19 protein-coding genes and 1 tRNA gene are annotated in these 18842 nt (G+C 58.5%); 7 read left to right on the forward strand and 13 right to left on the reverse strand.

The window, feature by feature from the left end:
- Positions 1 to 395: 395 nt before the first annotated feature.
- Both Q1A63_RS16100 and Q1A63_RS16105 read left to right on the forward strand, forming a co-directional pair.
- Positions 396 to 1490 (forward strand): porin, encoded by a 1095-nt coding sequence (locus Q1A63_RS16100; RefSeq protein WP_298974290.1) that lies wholly within the window; start codon positions 396 to 398, stop codon positions 1488 to 1490.
- 162 nt (positions 1491 to 1652) lie between these two features.
- Positions 1653 to 1979 carry a hypothetical protein gene (locus tag Q1A63_RS16105; RefSeq protein ID WP_298974292.1) on the forward strand — a complete coding sequence of 109 codons (327 nt, stop codon included), beginning with the start codon at positions 1653 to 1655 and terminating at the stop codon, positions 1977 to 1979.
- A gap of 24 nt (positions 1980 to 2003) precedes the next feature.
- On the opposite strand, the gene Q1A63_RS16110 is transcribed toward Q1A63_RS16105, so the two are convergent.
- The 8 genes from Q1A63_RS16110 to Q1A63_RS16145 form a co-directional block, all read right to left on the reverse strand.
- Complete coding sequence (locus Q1A63_RS16110) at positions 2004 to 2591, reverse strand: GNAT family N-acetyltransferase (RefSeq protein ID WP_298974295.1); 588 nt, start codon at positions 2589 to 2591, stop codon at positions 2004 to 2006.
- Positions 2592 to 2595: 4 nt separating this feature from the next.
- A complete protein-coding gene (locus tag Q1A63_RS16115) occupies positions 2596 to 2988 on the reverse strand; it encodes a ketosteroid isomerase-related protein (RefSeq protein ID WP_298974297.1) in 393 nt (130 codons plus the stop codon).
- Positions 2989 to 2997: 9 nt separating this feature from the next.
- A complete protein-coding gene (locus Q1A63_RS16120) occupies positions 2998 to 3459 on the reverse strand; it encodes a low molecular weight phosphatase family protein (RefSeq protein WP_298974298.1) in 462 nt (153 codons plus the stop codon).
- Positions 3460 to 3939: a UPF0262 family protein gene (locus Q1A63_RS16125; protein ID WP_298974302.1), complete on the reverse strand. Its 480-nt coding sequence runs from the start codon at positions 3937 to 3939 to the stop codon at positions 3460 to 3462.
- A gap of 83 nt (positions 3940 to 4022) precedes the next feature.
- Entirely contained in the window at positions 4023 to 5327 is a 1305-nt protein-coding gene (gene hisD / locus Q1A63_RS16130) for a histidinol dehydrogenase (RefSeq protein WP_299632228.1), read from the reverse strand.
- A gap of 72 nt (positions 5328 to 5399) precedes the next feature.
- Positions 5400 to 5867: a DUF2948 family protein gene (locus Q1A63_RS16135; RefSeq protein ID WP_299632229.1), complete on the reverse strand. Its 468-nt coding sequence runs from the start codon at positions 5865 to 5867 to the stop codon at positions 5400 to 5402.
- The gene (murA, locus tag Q1A63_RS16140; protein WP_299632230.1) at positions 5864 to 7132 is read right to left on the reverse strand and encodes a UDP-N-acetylglucosamine 1-carboxyvinyltransferase; all 1269 of its coding nucleotides are present in this window, start codon (positions 7130 to 7132) and stop codon (positions 5864 to 5866) included. Before murA ends, Q1A63_RS16135 begins: the two co-directional genes overlap by 4 nt.
- Before the next feature lie 4 nt (positions 7133 to 7136).
- On the reverse strand, positions 7137 to 7316 hold the full coding sequence (locus tag Q1A63_RS16145; protein WP_298974308.1) for a hypothetical protein: 180 nt from the start codon (positions 7314 to 7316) through the stop codon (positions 7137 to 7139).
- Between the two features lie 86 nt (positions 7317 to 7402).
- Here Q1A63_RS16145 and Q1A63_RS16150 point away from each other — a divergent pair.
- The 5 genes from Q1A63_RS16150 (at position 7403) to Q1A63_RS16170 (ending at position 12903) form a co-directional block, all read left to right on the forward strand.
- Positions 7403 to 7477 (forward strand) — tRNA-Thr (locus tag Q1A63_RS16150).
- A 946-nt stretch (positions 7478 to 8423) separates the two neighbouring features.
- Positions 8424 to 9587 carry an extracellular solute-binding protein gene (locus tag Q1A63_RS16155; RefSeq protein WP_298975802.1) on the forward strand — a complete coding sequence of 388 codons (1164 nt, stop codon included), beginning with the start codon at positions 8424 to 8426 and terminating at the stop codon, positions 9585 to 9587.
- 29 nt (positions 9588 to 9616) lie between these two features.
- The gene (locus tag Q1A63_RS16160) at positions 9617 to 11218 is read left to right on the forward strand and encodes a BCCT family transporter (protein WP_298975799.1); all 1602 of its coding nucleotides are present in this window, start codon (positions 9617 to 9619) and stop codon (positions 11216 to 11218) included.
- A 279-nt stretch (positions 11219 to 11497) separates the two neighbouring features.
- Positions 11498 to 12094: a chemotaxis protein CheB gene (locus Q1A63_RS16165; RefSeq protein WP_298975796.1), complete on the forward strand. Its 597-nt coding sequence runs from the start codon at positions 11498 to 11500 to the stop codon at positions 12092 to 12094.
- A gap of 470 nt (positions 12095 to 12564) precedes the next feature.
- Entirely contained in the window at positions 12565 to 12903 is a 339-nt protein-coding gene (locus Q1A63_RS16170) for a cytochrome c (RefSeq protein ID WP_298975793.1), read from the forward strand.
- Positions 12904 to 13269: 366 nt separating this feature from the next.
- On the opposite strand, the gene Q1A63_RS16175 is transcribed toward Q1A63_RS16170, so the two are convergent.
- The 5 genes from Q1A63_RS16175 to Q1A63_RS16195 are packed head-to-tail and all read right to left on the reverse strand — an operon-like array spanning position 13270 to position 18786.
- Entirely contained in the window at positions 13270 to 14271 is a 1002-nt protein-coding gene (locus Q1A63_RS16175) for an oligopeptide/dipeptide ABC transporter ATP-binding protein (protein ID WP_298975791.1), read from the reverse strand.
- Positions 14268 to 15236, reverse strand: a complete 969-nt coding sequence (locus Q1A63_RS16180; RefSeq protein WP_298975788.1) for an oligopeptide/dipeptide ABC transporter ATP-binding protein — start codon at positions 15234 to 15236, stop codon at positions 14268 to 14270. The genes Q1A63_RS16175 and Q1A63_RS16180 overlap by 4 nt, the downstream gene beginning before the upstream one ends.
- Positions 15237 to 15265: 29 nt before the next feature.
- Positions 15266 to 16183 (reverse strand): ABC transporter permease subunit, encoded by a 918-nt coding sequence (locus Q1A63_RS16185; RefSeq protein WP_298975785.1) that lies wholly within the window; start codon positions 16181 to 16183, stop codon positions 15266 to 15268.
- Positions 16184 to 16187: 4 nt separating this feature from the next.
- Positions 16188 to 17111, reverse strand: a complete 924-nt coding sequence (oppB, locus tag Q1A63_RS16190; protein ID WP_298975782.1) for an oligopeptide ABC transporter permease OppB — start codon at positions 17109 to 17111, stop codon at positions 16188 to 16190.
- A gap of 49 nt (positions 17112 to 17160) precedes the next feature.
- Positions 17161 to 18786 carry a peptide ABC transporter substrate-binding protein gene (locus tag Q1A63_RS16195; protein ID WP_298975780.1) on the reverse strand — a complete coding sequence of 542 codons (1626 nt, stop codon included), beginning with the start codon at positions 18784 to 18786 and terminating at the stop codon, positions 17161 to 17163.
- Positions 18787 to 18842 lie beyond the last annotated feature (56 nt).

An 18842-nucleotide genomic window follows, 5' to 3' on the forward strand; every position in this document is an offset into this window, starting at 1 on the left:
GCCCAATCTATGATTGGGCAGCGCCCGAACCGCCCCCACGGGGCGGGCGCTTCGCTTCCTGCCCCTCGGTTCGGACGCGATACACTAAATTGAGCGCACTGAATCTATTGTGCGTCCCCGGGGCTCCGGCTATCCAATCGTGAAACCATTACCCAGACAGTTTCCGAGAATAGCATGCACGCAGGATGCGGCGGCTCGAACACGATCGCGGCCTGACCCAGCAATTCAGCTCTGCGGTCCCACGGATGCGAAAATTTTACCCTTCATAGTTGAAATTTCTGGGTTTCTTGAAGAGCATGCGTATAATTTGACAGGACATGTGCGAAATTGCGCAGTGGCACGGCGCGGAGCAATTCTTAAGTCGCTCCTGTAAATCCCTGAATATGAGGTCTCCAATGAGCCACTCCCCCTTTCTCCGCACCATTGCCCCCGTCGTCGGTGGCCTGGCCATTGCAGCCCCACAGGTGGCCAGCGCCCAGGACGCGACCTTCAAATTCTACGGGCAGCTCAACTTTGGCCTTTTCAGCGTCGATGATGGTACCCAGAGCGAAAGCTTCATCACCGACAATGACAATTCCAACACGCGGTTTGGGGCCATCTGGGAATCCCCGCTCGCCAATGGCGCAAAGCTCAAATTTCATTTTGAAACGGCCGTGGGCCTGAACGGATCCGGGTCCGTGTCGATTGACGATACGGATTTGGAATTCGACTGGCGCCGCACCGAACTGCGCAAGGTCGAAGTGGTTTATACGACCCCAACCATCGGCGCGTTCTCCTTCGGTCAGGGCAGCACGGCCACGGATGGGTTTGCGGAGGCAGATTTTTCCGGCACCTCGGTGATCGCCTATTCCGCGCTGGGGGATCTGGCAGGCGGCATTGATTTCCGACCTTTGGGCGGTGCGGCATCCGGTGTCGATGTGGGGGACGCTTTTTCGAACTTTGACGGCGCACGGCGGTTCCGCATCCGCTACGACACACCGGACTTCAACGGGTTTTCGGTCAGCGCCTCCGCGGGCGAAGAGGTCCTGCGCGAGGGCGATGATCGTGAATTCTATGATCTTGGTCTGAAATATGCACGCGATTATGGCGACATCAAGGTCGATGGTCGTCTGGGGTACTCCTGGATCGACAGCGACGAAGAGGTCGCATTTGGCTCACTGGCCGTGCTGCATGAGCCGAGCGGCTTGAACGCTGCGGTCTCCACCGGACGGCAGCAAGAAGGCGATGACGACTATGTCTATGTCAAACTGGGATACATCCAGAACTGGTTCACGGTCGGTTCGACCGCGCTTTCCGTTGACGTCTACGAAGGCAATGATTTCGCCATCACCGGATCGGAAAGCTCCTCGGTGGGCCTGGGCGTGGTGCAACGCTTCGATGACCAGAACCTGGAGGTTTATGCGACATATCGGACCCTCGAATTTACCGAAGCGTCGACGCCTGTCGAAGACATTGACGTGATGGTCATCGGTGCGCGCTGGAAGTTCTGACCCCATCTCTGCGCGCGATCTGACTGGGCGGGCAGGTGAAATTGCGCCTTTTGTGCAATTGCAACCTGGCCGCGCCTGCGGCATAGCTTTAGGAAAAGGCTAAAAAGCGGGGCATCGGATCAGATGTTGAAGGGGTTTGTAATAGTAGCAGCAGTTGGCCTGATGGTGGCTGGATGCTCCGGCAGGGCGCCTGAACCGGTGCCTGGGCGTCTCAACATCAGCGATGCAAACACGTTCTCGTCAGGGCCCATTCAATCTGCCTGTCTGATCCAGCGACGCCCCGATGCAACCCCGGAACGCTGCGGCTGTATTCAGCACGCCGCCAATCGCACGCTCAGTGCGTCACAGCAGCAGCGCGGGCTGCAATACTTCGAAGAGCCCCACCTTTTGCAAGAGGTGCGCCAGTCCGGCACGCCCAAGAACGAACGGTTCTGGGAGGCTTGGAAGACCTTTGCAGAAACCGCCGGCGCGCTCTGCCGAGGGGTTTAGGACCACCCCTTTGTGAGCTTCAGATCACAGCTCCCGCATCCAGAACCGCAACGGCTTGGCCGTCTCTTCTGTCTCGCCCACGTCTTTCCAGGAAAATGACGCGATGACATCTGGCAGCGGCGCATAGCCCCGTTTGCGCCAAAACCTGTCCAGCGGCCTGTAATCTACTGGTCGTTCTGGATGGTCTTTGGGTCGGATAACCGAACAGAAACAGACCCTTGAGTAGTCTAACGCCTGCGCATGTGCTTCGCGGGCATCGAAAAAAGCGTGTCCAACCCCCTGCCCGCGATATGCAGGCAACAACACGCTTTCTGCGCAATAAAATACCTCCGAAAGCGCCACGCCCGTGCCAGCGAAGGCGCCGGCAAAATCATCCGCGTGATCCGTGAGCGGCGCACCGGTTGCGGCCCCGACAAGCCGCGCGCCATCAAAAGCGCCCACAACCAGCGCGCCCGCGCTTTCAACGTAGTGGCTCAGGTAAGCTTGCTCATAGGCCGCATCGCCGTCGTAGAGATAAGGCCAGTCGCGAAACACCTCAATCCGAAGTGCGGCCACTTCCGCCAGCACATTTTTCAGCGCGTCACCGGTCAAAGGGCGGATGTCGAGCGCCATCGCCTCAGGATACCTGCGAAATCCAGTCGTTGAGATTGTACCGGGTTGTCACCCGTGTGATTTTCCCATCCGCGAGATCAAAGAACGACCCCGCCGTCAAAGTATATCGCTGGCCTCTGGCCTCGGGCAGACCATCGTCGGTGGTGATATAGCGACCCTCGACAACATATTCCGCCGCAGCCCGATCAAACTCCGGCGCCTCAAAGATCACCATATCCACCAGCGTTTCATCATAGCAGAGCGCCATATGGGTGCAGAATTCAGCAAAGGCCTCCTTGCCCAGGCGCACCGTGCCTTCATTGACGTGATGGGCCACGTCATCAGAGAGGCACGCCAGCATCGCCGGGATATCCTTGGCATTGAACGCGTCGAAATACTGCTTGACGATATGTGGCATTGGGTCCTTTCAGATCATCTCAGTCGGTGGACCGAAGCGGGCGATGAGCCGTTCCATGATCTGGTCCCGCGCCTGCCGGTAGCTCACCAGTTTCGCCTCACGCGTTTCGCCCAGGCCCGTCGGATCAAGGATCGGCCAGTATTCGACGTCCAGATGATAAAACCGCGTCAAATCCAGCGCGCGGCGTTGGGAGGCCGGGCTGAGCGCGATCACCAGATCAAACGAGCCCAGATCATCGCCCCAGTTTTCCATCTCGTCAAAACTGCGACTGCGGTGCCTGGACAGCTCCACATCCATCTCCTGGCAGACCGCGATGGAAAACCCGTCGATTTCCATATCATTGGTCACGCCCGCCGATTGCACGTAGGTGCCTGTGCCATAGAGCTTTTTCATGATCCCCTCGGCCATCGGTGAGCGCACTGCGTTGTGATCGCAACAAAACAGGACCGACTGGGGAAGCTCCTGCCTCATTCAGCCCCCGAAATGCAAAACGCAGATCAGCGTGAAGAGGCGGCGCGCCGTGTCGGTATCCACCTCCGCCTTGCCTTCAAGGCGTTCTTGCAACACCCGCGAGCCTTCGTTGTGGATCCCCCGCCGCGCCATATCGATGGTCTCAATCTGGCTGGGTGGCAACTTCTTGACGGCCTCGAAATAGCTTTCGCAGATCTGAAAGTAGTCTTTCACCACCTGACGGAAGGGCCCAAGCGACAGGTGGAACTCCGCCGCCTTTTCCGCGCTTTCGGTATTCACGTCAAAGACCAGCCGCTTGTCGCGGATTGCCAGCCCGACATGATAGGGGCCGTCCGGCACCACACGTCCATCTCTTTGGGGCAGGACAAATGTGTTGTCTTCCAACAGGTCGAACATCGCAACGCGACGTTCCTGTTCAATTTCCGGTGTCGCAGGTGGCAGGCCGGAATCGTCTAAAATGATCTCAGATATACGGGACATGGTCAGGATTCTTTACGCGGGTACAAGTCAGTCGACAATCCTTAGCGTAGGTGCGCGCCCGTGCGCAATGATCAAGAAGACCGCTAGCCCTCGTTGAGTTTTCTCAGCCGCGCCGTAACCGACAGACCGTGTGCTTCAAGGCTTTCGGTCTGGGCCAATACCTCCGCCGCCGGGCCAATGGCGCGCAGCGCGGCGGGCGTCATTCGGGCCAGTGTTGTGCGCTTCATGAAGTCGAGCACCGAAAGGCCGGAGGAAAACCGCGCCGACCGGGCAGTGGGCAGGACGTGGTTGGGTCCGCCGACATAATCGCCGATGGCCTCGGGCGTCCACTGCCCCAGAAAGATCGCACCGGCATGGGTGATCTGGGCGCTCAGGCTCTCGGGATCTGCGACGCAAAGTTCCAGATGTTCGGGCGCAATCCGGTCGGTCAGACGCGCGGCTGTTGCAAGGTCCGGCACCGTGATGACCGCGCCGAAGTCGCGCCAGCTTGGTCCCGCGATCACTCGGCGTTTTAGCGTCTCCAGACGCGTGTTCACCGCGTCGGCCACCGCCTGCCCGAAAGCGGCATCGATCGTGATCAGAATGGATTGCGCGCTTTCGTCATGTTCGGCCTGGCTCAGCAGATCCAGAGCAATCCAATCGGGGTCGTTGTCGGCATCGGCAATTACCAGAATCTCGGACGGGCCCGCAATCATGTCGATGCCGACCTTGCCGAAAACCCTGCGCTTTGCGGCGGCGACAAAGGCATTTCCCGGTCCGGTGATCTTATCCACCGGCGCGATGGATTGCGTGCCATAGGCCAGCGCCGCGATGGCCTGCGCGCCACCGATCCGGTAAACCTCATCGACACCCGCCAACTGTGCCGCCGCCAAGACCAGCGGGTTCAACTCACCTTCGGGCGCAGGAACGACCATCGCCAGGCGCGGCACCCCGGCAACCTTGGCGGGCACGGCGTTCATCAGCACAGAGGATGGATAGGAGGCCAGCCCACCCGGCACATAAAGCCCCGCGGCGGCAACCGGCGTCCAGCGCCACCCCAACGTTACGCCCGTGTCATCTGTCCACTCTTTGTCTTCTGGGCGCTGGTGTTCGTGATAGGCGCGAATACGGTCCGCGGCGAGGCTGAGCGCATCCCGCTGATCCTGTGGCACATTGGCGGCCGCTTCGGCAATTTCTGCGTCAGACACCCGCAAGGTATCTGGTGTCAGACTGAGTCGGTCGAACTTTTGGGTCAGGTCGATAACCGCGGCATCCCCCTCCTCACGCACCCGCGCGATGATTGCGGCCACCGTATCATCCACATCTGGGCTGTCCTCACGCTTTGCACTGAGCAGCGCTTGAAAACCGGTTTCGAAATCTGCGTCGTCGGTGTTCAAAAAAACTGGCATTTTGGAACCTTTGGCGGATCACCAGAAGAGAATAGTGCCTTCGGCGAGGATATTTGCGGCCAGAAGAATGGCCTATTCGGGATGCTGCGGTGTTTTCTTTGAGGGCGCCTGGTAGGGCTTGGTCACATCTTTCAATGTCACCTCAAGGGCTTCCACGGCGAGGCGAATGGCACCATCACCGGCCAGCGTCAGCAGAACATGCCCCGCAGGCGCTTCCGTTTCCTCGAAACTGGTCGAGAGGATCGACAGAACCGTATCGGTGTCCTTGCGATCAATCCCGTTGCTGGCAACGGCGGTGACCCCTTCGAAGACCAGAAGCGATTGCACGCGTTCCGGGGAAGCAACACGCGCGGGTCCTTCCTCCCACCGGAACCGATTGATCAGCAGCGCAAACCTGTTGGCAGCACGATCCCAGCGCATTTCACCGGTTGGGAATACCGCATCCTGCACCAGCGCCGAGATCACCGAGAGATCTTCGGAATCCAGCGCGCCGAGATTTAACGGCGCCTCGCGGCTGTCCTCAAAACGTGCGTCTGTCATGTGTCTGAAATCCGTTCGATGTTCGCGCCGACGCCGGAGAGTTTTTTCACCACATGCTCGTAGCCGCGATCGAGATGATAAACCCTGCCGACACGTGTTTCGCCCTCTGCGGCCAAGCCTGCGAGGATCAGAGAGACGGAGGCGCGCAAATCTGTGGCCATGACCGGCGCCCCTTTGAGCTTCTCGACACCTGTGACCGTTGCGGTCCCGCCATGCACTTCGATATCCGCGCCCATCCGCATCAATTCCGGCGCATGCATGAAGCGGTTTTCGAAGATCTTTTCCTCCAGCACAGACGTGCCGCTCGCTGTGCACAAAAGCGCCATCATCTGCGCCTGCAGGTCCGTAGGAAAGCCCGGAAAGGGTTCCGTCGTCACATCGACCGCGCGAATATCACCGTTGCGGCGTTTGACCGACAATCCGTTTTCCGTCTCAGCAACATCAATTCCTGCTGCGTCGAGTTTTTCGCAGAAGGCCTCAACCAGATTGATCCGCCCCCCCAACAACTCGACCTCACCACCGCAAATCGCAGGCGCCAACATGTAAGTGCCCAATTCGATCCGGTCGGTCACAACAGTGTGCGTGGCACCGCCCAGACGGTCGACACCTTCAATGGTGATGATCGACGTCCCCTCACCCGCGATGCGCGCGCCCATCGCCCGGAGGCAGCGCGCCAGGTCCACGATTTCGGGTTCGCGCGCGGCATTGTTGAGCACGGTTGTGCCCTTGGCCAAGGTGGCCGCCATCAATGCGTTTTCGGTGGCACCGACTGAGGCGAAATCGAAATCGACAGTGCCGCCCTGTAATCCGCGTGGCGCTTTGGCGTGCACATAGCCATCTCTAAGCTCCAATTCCGCCCCCATCGCTTCAAGCGCTTTGAGGTGCAGATCGACAGGTCGCGCACCAATCGCACAGCCCCCCGGTAGCGACACAACGGCGTGACCCTCGCGCGCCAGCATCGGCCCCAGCACCAGGATAGACGCGCGCATTTTACGTACAATGTCATAGTGTGCTGTGTGGTTATTGATGTCGTGGCTGGACAGGGCAATCACCTGACCGCCTTGCAAAGATGTGACTTCAGCGCCCAGCGATTGCAGCAGTTGGGTCATCGTGCGGATGTCGCTGAGGCGCGGCGCGTTGATTAAAGTCAGCGGTTCCTCAGACAACAGCGTTGCTGGCATCAGCGTCAGGCAGGCGTTTTTGGCACCCGCAATGGGGATTTGCCCGGAAAGCGGGCCGCCGCCTGTAACAAGAATGGAATCCATACGCCTATGCGTCCTTTTCTGATCCGGTTGCTACCGGGTTGCCTGTTTGCGCCCCTTTCACGCCTGCCCGCGCGCGCGTTTGCGCCTTGCGCCGCGCTAGGTTCGCTTTCAGCGCAGCCTTGAGTCGGTCTTCGCGCGTGTCCGCGGCTGCGTTGGGCGTTTTGGGGTCTGTTTTCTTCGCCATGGCGCTTGTCTACCGCAGGGTGCAGGCAGGGTCCAGATTAGGCTTGCGCAGATGTCCGATTGGGTCTAATCAGCCACCGCATCGGCGCTGCTGTAGCTCAGAGGTAGAGCACTCCCTTGGTAAGGGAGAGGTCGAGAGTTCAATTCTCTCCAGCAGCACCAGTTTGTCTCCTTGTTTTTAGGACTGTCCCTGTTTTTAAGGGCGAAGCGTTGCCACCACTGGTACATGAAGGCGGTACATGATGAGACTGATAGTGCCCAACCCTACATTGCTGAACGGCGTATACCATATCCGAATGAGCATTCCCTCGGACATCGCCGAAAGGGTACGAGGAATACGAATGCAATCCCGATAAGCCAACTGTTGAACAGGCCTTGTTCAACGATGATGCGATCCCTGAAAAACAACAATTGTTCGCACAATGAAAGTTGTGCGACTGTGCTATTCCAATCTGCCAGAGGATGATCAGGAGGCAGCACGGCAGCGCGTGGTCGCTGCGATAGGGTCGATTGAGACTACAAAAAGACCCTGACAAGCTTGAAGAAGAAGGCGCCGAAATCAAACCAAACACTCATCTATTGGATGGAACTAGGCGGTACGTGATGGATGTTCGAGACTTGGACGTCCGTCTCATTGATACAATCAATCCGTTTCAATCCGCGTATTCTATCCTTTCTAAGAATGTGGATGAAGGAACCCACCCCAAAATAGGTCGGGTCTGGCTCTCGCGAACTGAACCCGCTGCGGGGTTTCAGCCATTCGGCTTCGATCCCCTTCGCGTAAACTGGCAGCCTTGGAAGGCTGGCAGTTTCTCATTGTTGAAGTGGGGTTGCGGCCCCCAGGCTATCAAGACCTGAACGCCCATAGCCGATTGGTCCCATCGCAGGCTCAGGCGCACCTAGCTTAGACAAAATTTTCTTGCTTGTTCATGCATTCTGGGTCGATGGTGGCGATGGGACGGTGAAATGTCGATCAAGCAACACAGAGAAAAACGGGCCTTTGACCAGCATTTGAAATCTGCGGTCAACGGCACTGCTGTGCGCGCTGTGTAACCAACATTGATCACTTACGTCCCGGTAAAAGAATAGCCTGAAAGGGAGATAATTTATGCTCAACTGTCGAAAGCGTGCTTATCGATGGCGACCAGCGGCATGCGCGGCGCTGTTTCTTATATTTCAACCGGGAATCACCAGTGCTCAGGAAGCGCAAGGGGCGGAAACACTTGTCGCACCGCCTGCGCCAGAAATCACCTTCACCTCCTGGACCGGCCCCTACATGCGGAGCCAGATGCTGGGCTTTGTGCGCCCCTATGAGCAGGAAAACAACACCAGCGTGCATGTGGCGCATTACAACGGCGGGATCAATGAAATCCGCGATCAGGTCGAAAGCGCCAATGTGATCTGGGACGTGGTGGACCTGACCCAAGCCGACAGCCTGCGCGCCTGCCGCGAGGGTTTGCTCGAAAATCTCTCGGACATCGACCTGCCAACCGGCGCGGATGGGACAGCCGCGAGCGAGGATTTTGTGCCCGGCGCGCTGAATGAATGTGGCGTGGGTGTGATCGTCTGGGCCACGGCTTTTGCGCATAGCAATTCGACCTATGGGGACAGTCCGCCGAGCACCATTCAGGACTTCTTTGACGTCGACACCTATCCCGGGGCACGGGCCATCCGAAACGATCCATCTGTCATCATGGAATGGGCTCTGATGGCGGATGGCGTGGCGCGCGAAGACGTCTACCCCATGCTGGAGACCGAAGAGGGTGTCGAACGTGCCTTTGACATGATGGACAATATCCGGTCGGGTTTGCAGCTCTGGAGCGCGGGGCGCGAGCCCGTCCGCATGCTCAACTCCGGCGATGTCGCAATGTCGATGATCTGGGCGACGACGGGGGCGACGGCTTCTCAGGAGGATGGTGCGGACTTCTCGGTGAACATGGATGGGCGGGTGATCGAGCTTGATCTCTTCGGCATCCCGAAGGGCAGCCGCTACAAGGAGGAAGCGATAGATTTCATCCGCTACGCCAGCAGCACGCAAGCCCTGGCTGACATGGTCGGATACCTGCCAAACGGCCCGGCGCGCAACTCTTCGCTTGACCTGCTCAGCGCGGAGACCCTGGCGCAGATCCCGAATGGCCCAGCCTATGAGGACCAGGCTTTCATCCGGTCGGATGCCGAATGGTGGGCTGCCAATCACGCCCGCCTCGAAGAAGCATTCAAGATCTGGACATCCGCCGGAGCCCGTCAGGGCGCGGCCGGAACTGTGCGCTAAGCGCGGACCAACAGGAAAAAGGTAAGAAAATGAGTGAACAAACAACACAAAAACCCGATAATCTTGTTGCCAAGTCCGGGCTGTTTGCCGGGATGAACCCGGTCATGGGCATTTTGTCGATGATCATGATCATCGGCTTTGTCGGCTATACGATCATGGACGTCGAACGCTCCTCGGAGGTGTTCCTGTTGGGCAAGGATTTCATCATCAACACGATGGACTGGTTCTATGTGATCGTGGTGAATGCCGCGCTGTTCTTCGTCATCTGGCTGATGATCAGCCGCTTTGGCGACGTGAAATTGGGCAAGGATGACGACACGCCGGATTTCTCGACATTTTCATGGATCTGTATGCTCTTCTCAGCCGGGCTTGGCTCAGGCCTGATTTACTGGGGTGTGGCGGAGCCGATGTTCCACATTCAGGGCAGCCCCTTCATGGAACGCGCAGGATATGAAGCCGGCAGCGTGGATGCTGCGGTCAAGGCCGTCACCGTGACCAATTTCCATTGGGGGTTCCATGGGTGGGGTCTTTATGTGCTTGTGGGCCTATGTCTGGCTTACTTTTCATACCGTCGCGACCTGCCGCTCACACTGCGCACAGCGCTCTACCCCGTGCTGAAGGAGAAGATCTACGGCCCCTGGGGTCATCTGGTTGACCTTATCGGCGTCTTTGGCACCATTTTTGGTCTGGCCACATCGCTGGGGTTGGGGGTCACGCCCATTGCCGCCGGATTGGAAAATCTTGGCTGGATGGCGAACACGCAAACCAACCAATTGATCCTCGTCGCCATCATTACCTGCCTCGGCACCGCGTCGGCAGCCTCCGGCGTGGGCAAGGGCGTGCGCATTTTGTCGGAATGCAATGTGATGGCATCGATTGGCCTGCTGGTCCTCTTCATTATTCTCGGGCCAACGGCCTTCCTGCTGGGGATCACGATCTCCGGCTTTGGCGACTATCTGTGGAATGTCATCCCGATGGGCTTCTGGATCAATGGCGATCCAGAGGTGCAATGGCAGGGCTGGTGGACGATCTTCTACTGGGGCTGGTGGATTGCCTGGTGCCCCTTTGTCGGGCTCTTCATTGCCCGTGTCTCAAAGGGACGCACAATCAAGCAATTCTGTTTCTGCGTGCTGCTCATTCCAACCTCGGTTGTGATGCTATGGATGGGCGTTTTTGGCGGCGCGGCCACCGGTGTGGATCTGTTCAATAACGCCGGTGTTGTGGACGCGGTGAACAATGACTACGCCGCTGGTGTCTTTGCCACCGTTGCGGGGTTTGGCTTTGACTGGCTGACCTATCCGATCACGGTGCTGATCACGATCCTGCTGATCTCCTGGTTCGTGACATCGTCGGATTCCGGGACGTTGGTGATGTGCACGATGCTGTCGATGGGAGATGAGCATCCGCCGGTCAAGTTTCGCATCTTCTGGGGTCTGACTGCGGGTCTCGTAGCTGCCGTGCTGATGCTGGCCGGAGGTTTGAGTGCCCTGCAGACGGCCTCCATCGTGGCCGGTCTGCCCATCGCGGTGATTTTGCTCCTGATGATCTACGGCATCGTCAAAGCGCTGCACGAGGACAACCCGGCTCCGGAATATGTGGACAAATTCGACCTCGAATTCCTGAACCGCTGATGGCATAGGACCGTGCGAGGGGGAAATGGCATTTCCCCCTCGATATTTTCGATCCACCGGCGTTTCGAGATTTTTGCCTTACAATTGTCTTTGCAAGGCGTGGATGGTGATGACGTCGAAACCCGTGTCATCAGCAGTAAAAAGTAGAACAGAAAGCGCGGCGGCAAGAGGTCCTTTTCTGCCAACACCCACCAGTGAATTCTGTCTAGCCAGTAGTCTTTGAATCACCCCGAACGCGTGAATGATTGCGAATGCGCGCCGAGGCCCTATGCTACGGTCATGGAACACCCGCAACCTGATGACGAACGAGAAACTTCATTCAATTATGTCGTGGCAATCGGTGCCTCTGCGGGTGGTCTGAAGGCTATTCAGGAACTGATTGCCGAACTGCCCGCGGATCTGGACGCCCCAATTGTCATTGGGGTCCACAGCGAACCATCTTCGAAACTTACCGAGATTTTGAAGTCCAAGAGTTCCCTTAAGATCAGAAAGACCATGGACGGCGACATCCTGAAAAAGGGGTGGATCTATGTGGTTCCCGGAGCAAAACATGCGTTGTTTCAAAACCAGAGGATTCATCTGTCCGATGTGGTCCGGGACTCGGGCTTTCGTCCGTCCATCGATGCGATGTTCATGACACTTGCTGCGGAATACGGGGGGCGCGGCATCGCGGTGGTGCTTTCCGGAACAATGAAAGACGGCATGAGGGGAGCCCAGGTTGTTTATGACATGGGGGGACAAACGATTGTTCAGGATCCTGAGGATGCGCAGCACGCGGGTATGCCGAACAGCGTGATTTACAACGATCATCCTGAGACAATCCGAACCGCCTCCGAGCTAGGTGTTTGGTTGCGTAACCTTATCGGAGATAAATGATCCTACTGTTACACGTGTTTCTAGGTGTGGGCATTGCAAGATTGGGTCAGGCTCATCTTCCGCAGTCCAGCCCTTTCTTGAACGGCGGCTCCGAGGCGTATGTGTGGCTGGAATTCAGGCGCGGGCAGATTGGCGACTGGAAGAAGGCGCAGACTTGAAGCTGGACCAATCTCAGCAGATATTCACAACGCCTGAAACCTATCCATCTGAGCAAGAGGGGCATTCCGCCCCCGCCCTCCTCCTTTGAAGGTGCGTGCAATCCGAAGTCCATTTCAAGAGTGTCATTTATCCAATAAGGGAAATTCCCCGCGCGATACGCGCGGTTTGACATGGGTCAATGGTAGCGAACTCATTTTCACGAAAATGAATACAACTCAAAAAAGGAAGGAGTTGTTGTGCCCGCAAACCATTGGAAAAAAGTGTTGCTTGTTCCCCTGCTCATGGGACTATTCTCTTGCACGGAGGAAGCGATGCCGGACGCTTCAGATGGTGCCGCTTTCTTTGCCGAGAACTGTGTCGCGTGCCATGGCGCAACAGGACAGGGCGATGGGCAGAACGCAGACGATTTGTCGGCTGTGCCAACCGATTTGACAGAGCTGAGCCGTCGAAATGGTGGCGTCTTTCCCGCAGCGCGTGCTCTCAGCTATATTTATGGCGATCCGCAACAAGGCCACCTTGCGCGCGTGATGCCGCAATTTGGCGGCGCAATGGCGGAAGATTTGGTTCCGGTGGAAATTGACGGCGTATTTACCCCGACACCCCGTGCCTTGGCTGGCCTACTCTTCTATCTTGAGAGCATTCAGCGCTAGCTTTGTTTCAAATGTGATCGCACTGCCCTGACTGTGAACACAGTCGACATTTGTTACCCCGCACTGCCAGCTTTCGGCGGTCTTTAGGTAAGATGGAAAGCCTGCTTGCGTGATTGATCAACCAATGGAGAACTGATGCGGTATCCCGCAGTTTGATTACTGACGACAAGCCTGCGCGCTCCTTATTCGAGCTTGGCACGAAAATGAATTCGCTCCAACATATCCAACTCGGCGAACTGCCAACTGAGGGATGGCGATCCGTCCCTAGGGAGCAGATGCAAAACGACGAACTTTGGCTTCGAAAGCAAGCCGCGTTGCGGGTTGTTCAGCAGCGTATTGCACCCGATCTGTCGTCGTATGGTCCGTTTATGAGGGCGTTTCCCCTTCGGAATGATAGGGGCATGCGACAAAGTGGTCGTTCTCAAGCACTGCAACCGCGGGCATCGTCTCTGCGCAGCTCGCGCGGGCGATGGGACAACGCGTGCGAAAAACACAGCCGGACGGTGGCGCCATTGGCGACGGCAGCTCACCCTCCAGAACAGGGCGGTGGCGTTGTCGTTCCGCTTTTGGTGAGGGGATCGGCACCGAGGCGATCAGTGCCTTGGTGTAGGGGTGGCGCGGATTTGCGATCAGCTCAGGCGCCGCTGCGGTCTCCACAATCCGGCCCAGATACATGACCGCGATCCGGTGCGAGATATGCCGCACGACGCTAAGATCATGCGCGATGAACAAAAGCGCGAGCCCCATGTCGCGCTGCAGATCCTGCAGCAGGTTCACGACCTGCGCCTGTACGGAAACATCCAGCGCACTGACCGGTTCATCACAGATCAGCAGTTCAGGACCGGTGATCAGGGCGCGAGCAATCCCGATCCGTTGGCATTGCCCGCCTGAGAACTCATGCGGGTATCGATTGATGAGCGCAGGCAGGAGGCCAACCCGTTCCATCATTCCACCGACCTTGGCGCGGATGTCTTCCTTCGAGAGGTCCGGGAAATGGGTCAGCAGCGGCTCGGCGACGATCTGGCCCACGGTCATCCGTGGGTTCAGAGCGTCCAGCGGATCCTGAAAAACCATCTGAACATGCCGCCCGCGCGCCCGTTGGTGGGCCGCGCTCAAGCCGACGACATCCTCGCCGCGCCACAGCACCTGTCCGGTGCTGATCGGTACGGTGCCTACAATCGCACGTGCCAGCGTTGATTTGCCCGAGCCGCTTTCGCCCACAAGGCCAAGTGTCTGGCCCGGCTCCAACATGATCGAAGCCTGCTTCACGGCCTGCAATGCATGCGGTGGCGTCCAGGGCCAACTACCCTGCCGGGCCACGTCGAATGTGACGCTGACGTCCTGGACCTCAAGCAGCGGCGCGCTCACACTACGGCCTCCAGTGCAGCGTGACAGGCCCGAATGCGCCCGGTGCCGAACCCTTCGAGCGACGGCATGGCTTGCAGGCAAGGTTCATGGCTGGCCGGGCAGCGGGGACTGAAGGGGCACCCCGGCGGCAGCGCTGTCAGATCGGGCGGGTCCCCCGGGATGGTCTGCAGCTTGTCCTGGGGCACATCGAGGCGCGGCACTGCTTTCAACAGGCCCAGCGTATAAGGATGGGAGGGTGCTTCGAACACATCATCGGTGGCGCCAATCTCCATCACCCGCCCGCCATACATGACCAGTGTTTCAAGGCAGGACCCTGCGACAATCGCCAGATCATGCGTGATCAGGATCAGCGCCGTGCCGAAATCCCGCTGGATCTCAGCCATGAGGTTCATGATCTGGTTTTGCACGGTCACGTCGAGGGCCGTGGTCGGCTCGTCCGCAATCAAGAGTTTGGGACGACAAAGCAGCGCCATCGCGGCCATGATCCGCTGACGCATCCCGCCGGAGAACTCGTGCGGGTACATCCTGAGCCGCGCGCGCGCGTCGGGGATGCGCACTGCATCGAGCATTTTCGCGCTTTCATCCAGCGCCTGGCGCTTTGACGTGCCCTTGTGCAGCATCAGCACCTCGGCCATCTGGTCGCCAACGCGCATAAAGGGATTGAGCGAGGTCATCGGGTCCTGAAAGATCATCGCGATCTCATTGGCGCGGATCGCGTTCAGCTTGGCCTCTGGCAGGTTCAGAATCTCCTGCCCGTCAAACCGCACAGATCCCGCAGCCGTTCCGTTCTTGGCCAGAAGCCCAAGGATTGCAAAAGCCAGCTGGGTCTTGCCCGACCCGCTTTCGCCGACGATGGCCAGACTGTCGCCGGCGTTGAGCGTGAGGTTCATGCCGTTCACGGCTTTGACGACCCCATCGGGGGTGTCGAAACTGACGGTGAGATCGGTGACGTCGAGCAGTGCCATGGGTTACCGGTCCTTCGGAAAGTTTGTCATTACCGATCCTTCGGGTCGAGCGCGTCACGCAGCCCATCGCCGACAAAGAAGAAGCCGAAGAGCGTGATCACGAAAAAGAAAAGTGGCACCAGCAGCATCCAGAGCGTGCCGTTGTTCATCTCGGAGGCGCCGTCATTGATCAGCGCGCCCCAGCTTGTGAGCGGTTCCTGCACACCGAGGCCGAGGAAGCTGATGAAGCTTTCATAGATGATCATCGAGGGCACCAGCAGCGTGGCATAGACGATCACCACACCCAGAAGGTTGGGGATGATGTGGCGCAGGATGATGGTGAAAGGCCGCACCCCCGTGGCGACCGCCGCTTCGATATAGGCCTTGCCCTTCAGTGTCAGCGTCTGGCCCCGGGCGATGCGGGCCATGTCCAGCCAGCTGATCAGCCCGATGCCGATGAAGAGCATCAGCAGCGAGCGGCCAAAGACCACCAGCAGCAGGATCAGGACGAACATATAGGGGATCGACATCAGCACATCGACGATCCGCATCATCACATTATCGATGCGCCCGCCGAAATACCCCGCGATTGCCCCGTAGAGCGTGCCCACGACCACCGAGATCAGCGCGCCGACGATGCCCACCAGCAAGGAAATCTGGGTGCCTTGCACGGTACGGGCAAAGAGGTCGCGGCCCACGGGATCGGTCCCGAACCAATGGCCGCTTTCGAGCGAAGGCCGACCGGCCTCGATGATGTTGCCCAGCACGTTCCAGTCGATGTCTTCATTGTTCCAGGGCGCGATAAACGGACCGATCAGCGCGAAGGCCGTGACCAGCATCAGTACAATCAGCCCGGCGACCGCCGCCCGGTTGCGAAAGAAGCGTTGCCGCGCATCGGCCCAGAGCGACCGGCCCTTGATCGGAGCCGCGCCCGCCAGATCATCAGCGATGGATTTGGTCGCAAACATCGGCCTAATACCTGATTTTCGGGTCGATCCAGGCATAGAGCACATCGACCAGAAGGTTGAAGAAGATGGTAAGCGCGCCCAGCAGGATGGTGATGCCCATCATCACGCCGTAGTCGCGGTTGAGCGCTGAGGCGACGAAGAACTGCCCAATGCCACCGGTGGAGAAATAGATATCAATGACCACCGACCCGGTGATCATACCCACGAAAGCGGGCCCGAGGTAAGAGATCACAGGTAGCAGCGCGGGTTTCAGCGCGTGGCGGAAGATCACGCGCCGCATCGGCAGACCCTTGGCCCGGGCGGTGCGGATGTAGTTCGAGGTCAGCACTTCGAGCATGGAGGCCCGCGAGATGCGGGCAATCGAGGCCATGAAACTGGTCGAGAGCGCAATCACGGGCAGGATCACGAATTGCCACTGGCCACCCTGCCAGCCCCCACCCGGCAACCAGCCGAGCCAAAGCGTGAAGGTCAGCACCAGGATCGGCGCCAGCACGAAATTGGGCAACACCTGCGCCCCGATCGAGATGCCCACCGCCAGATAGTCGAGCCAGGTGTTGTGACGTACGGCGGCGAGGATGCCGAGCGCGCCGCCCACCACCACCGCGACCAGAAAGCTCCAGAACCCGTAGGTCAACGTCACGGGAAAGCCCTGAGCGATGAGACTATTCACATCCTGATCGCGGTAGATGAAGGAGGGACCAAAATCGAATTCGGTCACGACACCGGTGATGTAGCGCCAGATCTGCATGTGAAAGGGTTGATCCAGCCCATATTGCGCCTGCAGATTTGCAAGGACCGCCGGGGGGATGCCGCGCTCGGTCGCGAAAGGGCTGCCGGGGGCTGCATACATCAGCACGAATGTGCAGACGATCAGGATCAGCAGAACCGGGATCGCGACCACCAGGCGCTTGATTATGAAGACAATCATCTAAATTAGGTAGCTCTGGAGCGGGCAAAGTCACCCGCTCCGATGAGCATCACTCAGGTGCGACGCGGTAAATGTCCCGCACGTACCAGTTGTTTTCCACGTTCTCCATCGGCCAGTTCTTGATGGTCGGGTCGAGCACGAAGTTCTGCGTGTAGTGATAGATCGGCAGGATCGCCATATCCTCAGCGAGAATCTGTTCGACCTGCGTATAGACCGGTTGCGGGTCGGACATCGTGACGCTTTCGGCCATCAGCCGGTCGACCTCTTCGCTGACGTATTTGCCGTCATTGTTGGCGTTGTTCGAGGTCAGAAGGTCGAGGAAAGTCGAGGCCTCGTTGTAGTCCCCACACCAGGCCGAGCGTGCGATGTCGAAATTCTGATTGCCCCGAATGTCCAGGTAGGATTGCCATTCGTAGTTGTTCAGCACAGTCGTGACCCCCAAAGGTCGCCACATCTGGCTGATCACGGTTGCAATCTGCTTGTGGTTTTCCGAGGTGTTGTAGATCAGATTCAGCTCAATGGGATTGTCCGGGCCATAGCCCGCTTCTTCCATCAGCGCCACGGCCTTTTCCATCCGCTCCTGCTGGCTCCACAGGGCGTATTCGATGGCCGGCAACTCAAAGCCCGCCGTTGCCCAATGGGTGAAACTGAAGGCCGGCGCCTGACCTGCCTTGAGCACCTGATCGGTGATCACCTCGCGGTTGATCATATAGCTGAGTGCCGTGCGCACGCGCGGGTCCTGCAGCGCCTCATGGCCGCTTTCGGATTGGTTCACTGTGTAATAGTACGAGCACAGTCGGGGCACAGAATGCGCCACATCCGGCGTCTCTGCCTCAAGGCGCGGATAGCTGCCCGCGGGCAGATCATCCATCATGTCGAACTCGCCCGCCTGGAACCGGGTCAACGCCTGATTTGCATCGTTAATCACAAAGCCGGTGATCTCGGTGATGATCACATCCTCCGCGCCCCAGTATTCCGGGTTCTGGACCAGGCGCACAAATTCGTTGGTCGCCATGTCATCAAGCGTATAGGCCCCGTTCGAGACGATATTCGCCGGATTGGTCCAGCCCGCACCATGTGCCTCCACCGTCGGTTGGTGCGTCGGCATGAAGGTGTAATGCACAGCCATCTGCGGGAAGTAGGGTAGCGGCTGGGCCAGTGTGACCTCCAGCGTCCGATCATCCAGCGCGCGCACCCCAAGCTCTTGCGGGCTTGCGTCACCGGCAATAACGGCCGCTGCGTTGGTGATCTGGCTGAGCTCCACATACCAGGCGTATTCAGATGCGGTCGCCGGATCGGCCGCGCGCTGCCAAGCAAAGACAAAATCCTGCGCGGTCACCGGGTCGCCATTGGACCAACGCGCATCCTCGCGCAGCTTGAAGGTCCAGGTCTGATTATCCTCGGACGACCATTCCTCGGCCACCCCGGGGCGCAATGTGCCGTCCGCATTCTGGGTCAAAAGCCCCTCGAACAACTGGCGCGCGAGGTGGCCGCCAACCGTTTCCTCGATCAGTTGCGGGTCAATCGACGGGAACTGGTCCAGCAGCCGGTATTGAAAGGTCTGATCCTCGGCAAGCGGCTCTCCCGTGACAGGGTGTGTGTCCGCGGCCCAAATTGGGGGACAAAGAGCCAGCGTCAGAAGTGTCGAGGTAGCCAAAATTCCATGTTTGGTCATTATTATCTCCCTGATGTTTGCTGTTGCAGCGTCTGATAGGTTTGCACCTGGCATCG

The sequence above is a fragment of the uncultured Roseobacter sp. genome (genome assembly GCF_947499265.1).
Taxonomy (GTDB): domain Bacteria; phylum Pseudomonadota; class Alphaproteobacteria; order Rhodobacterales; family Rhodobacteraceae; genus Roseobacter.

Bases quoted from the DNA above. Each gene is read 5' to 3' on its own strand.
- Q1A63_RS16125 (WP_298974302.1), bottom strand. From the start codon at position 3,939: ATGTCCCGTATATCTGAGATCATTTTAGACGATTCCGGCCTGCCACCT.
- Q1A63_RS16195 (WP_298975780.1), bottom strand. From the start codon at position 18,786: ATGACCAAACATGGAATTTTGGCTACCTCGACACTTCTGACGCTGGCT.
- Q1A63_RS16170 (WP_298975793.1), top strand. From the start codon at position 12,565: ATGCCGGACGCTTCAGATGGTGCCGCTTTCTTTGCCGAGAACTGTGTC.
- Q1A63_RS16160 (WP_298975799.1), top strand. From the start codon at position 9,617: ATGAGTGAACAAACAACACAAAAACCCGATAATCTTGTTGCCAAGTCC.
- Q1A63_RS16115 (WP_298974297.1), bottom strand. From the start codon at position 2,988: ATGCCACATATCGTCAAGCAGTATTTCGACGCGTTCAATGCCAAGGAT.
- Q1A63_RS16180 (WP_298975788.1), bottom strand. From the start codon at position 15,236: ATGGCACTGCTCGACGTCACCGATCTCACCGTCAGTTTCGACACCCCC.
- Q1A63_RS16185 (WP_298975785.1), bottom strand. From the start codon at position 16,183: ATGTTTGCGACCAAATCCATCGCTGATGATCTGGCGGGCGCGGCTCCG.
- Q1A63_RS16165 (WP_298975796.1), top strand. From the start codon at position 11,498: ATGGAACACCCGCAACCTGATGACGAACGAGAAACTTCATTCAATTAT.
- Q1A63_RS16145 (WP_298974308.1), bottom strand. From the start codon at position 7,316: ATGGCGAAGAAAACAGACCCCAAAACGCCCAACGCAGCCGCGGACACG.
- Q1A63_RS16120 (WP_298974298.1), bottom strand. From the start codon at position 3,459: ATGAGGCAGGAGCTTCCCCAGTCGGTCCTGTTTTGTTGCGATCACAAC.
- Q1A63_RS16135 (WP_299632229.1), bottom strand. From the start codon at position 5,867: ATGACAGACGCACGTTTTGAGGACAGCCGCGAGGCGCCGTTAAATCTC.
- Q1A63_RS16100 (WP_298974290.1), top strand. From the start codon at position 396: ATGAGCCACTCCCCCTTTCTCCGCACCATTGCCCCCGTCGTCGGTGGC.
- hisD (WP_299632228.1), bottom strand. From the start codon at position 5,327: ATGCCAGTTTTTTTGAACACCGACGACGCAGATTTCGAAACCGGTTTT.
- murA (WP_299632230.1), bottom strand. From the start codon at position 7,132: ATGGATTCCATTCTTGTTACAGGCGGCGGCCCGCTTTCCGGGCAAATC.
- Q1A63_RS16110 (WP_298974295.1), bottom strand. From the start codon at position 2,591: ATGGCGCTCGACATCCGCCCTTTGACCGGTGACGCGCTGAAAAATGTG.
- oppB (WP_298975782.1), bottom strand. From the start codon at position 17,111: ATGATTGTCTTCATAATCAAGCGCCTGGTGGTCGCGATCCCGGTTCTG.
- Q1A63_RS16105 (WP_298974292.1), top strand. From the start codon at position 1,653: ATGGTGGCTGGATGCTCCGGCAGGGCGCCTGAACCGGTGCCTGGGCGT.
- Q1A63_RS16155 (WP_298975802.1), top strand. From the start codon at position 8,424: ATGCTCAACTGTCGAAAGCGTGCTTATCGATGGCGACCAGCGGCATGC.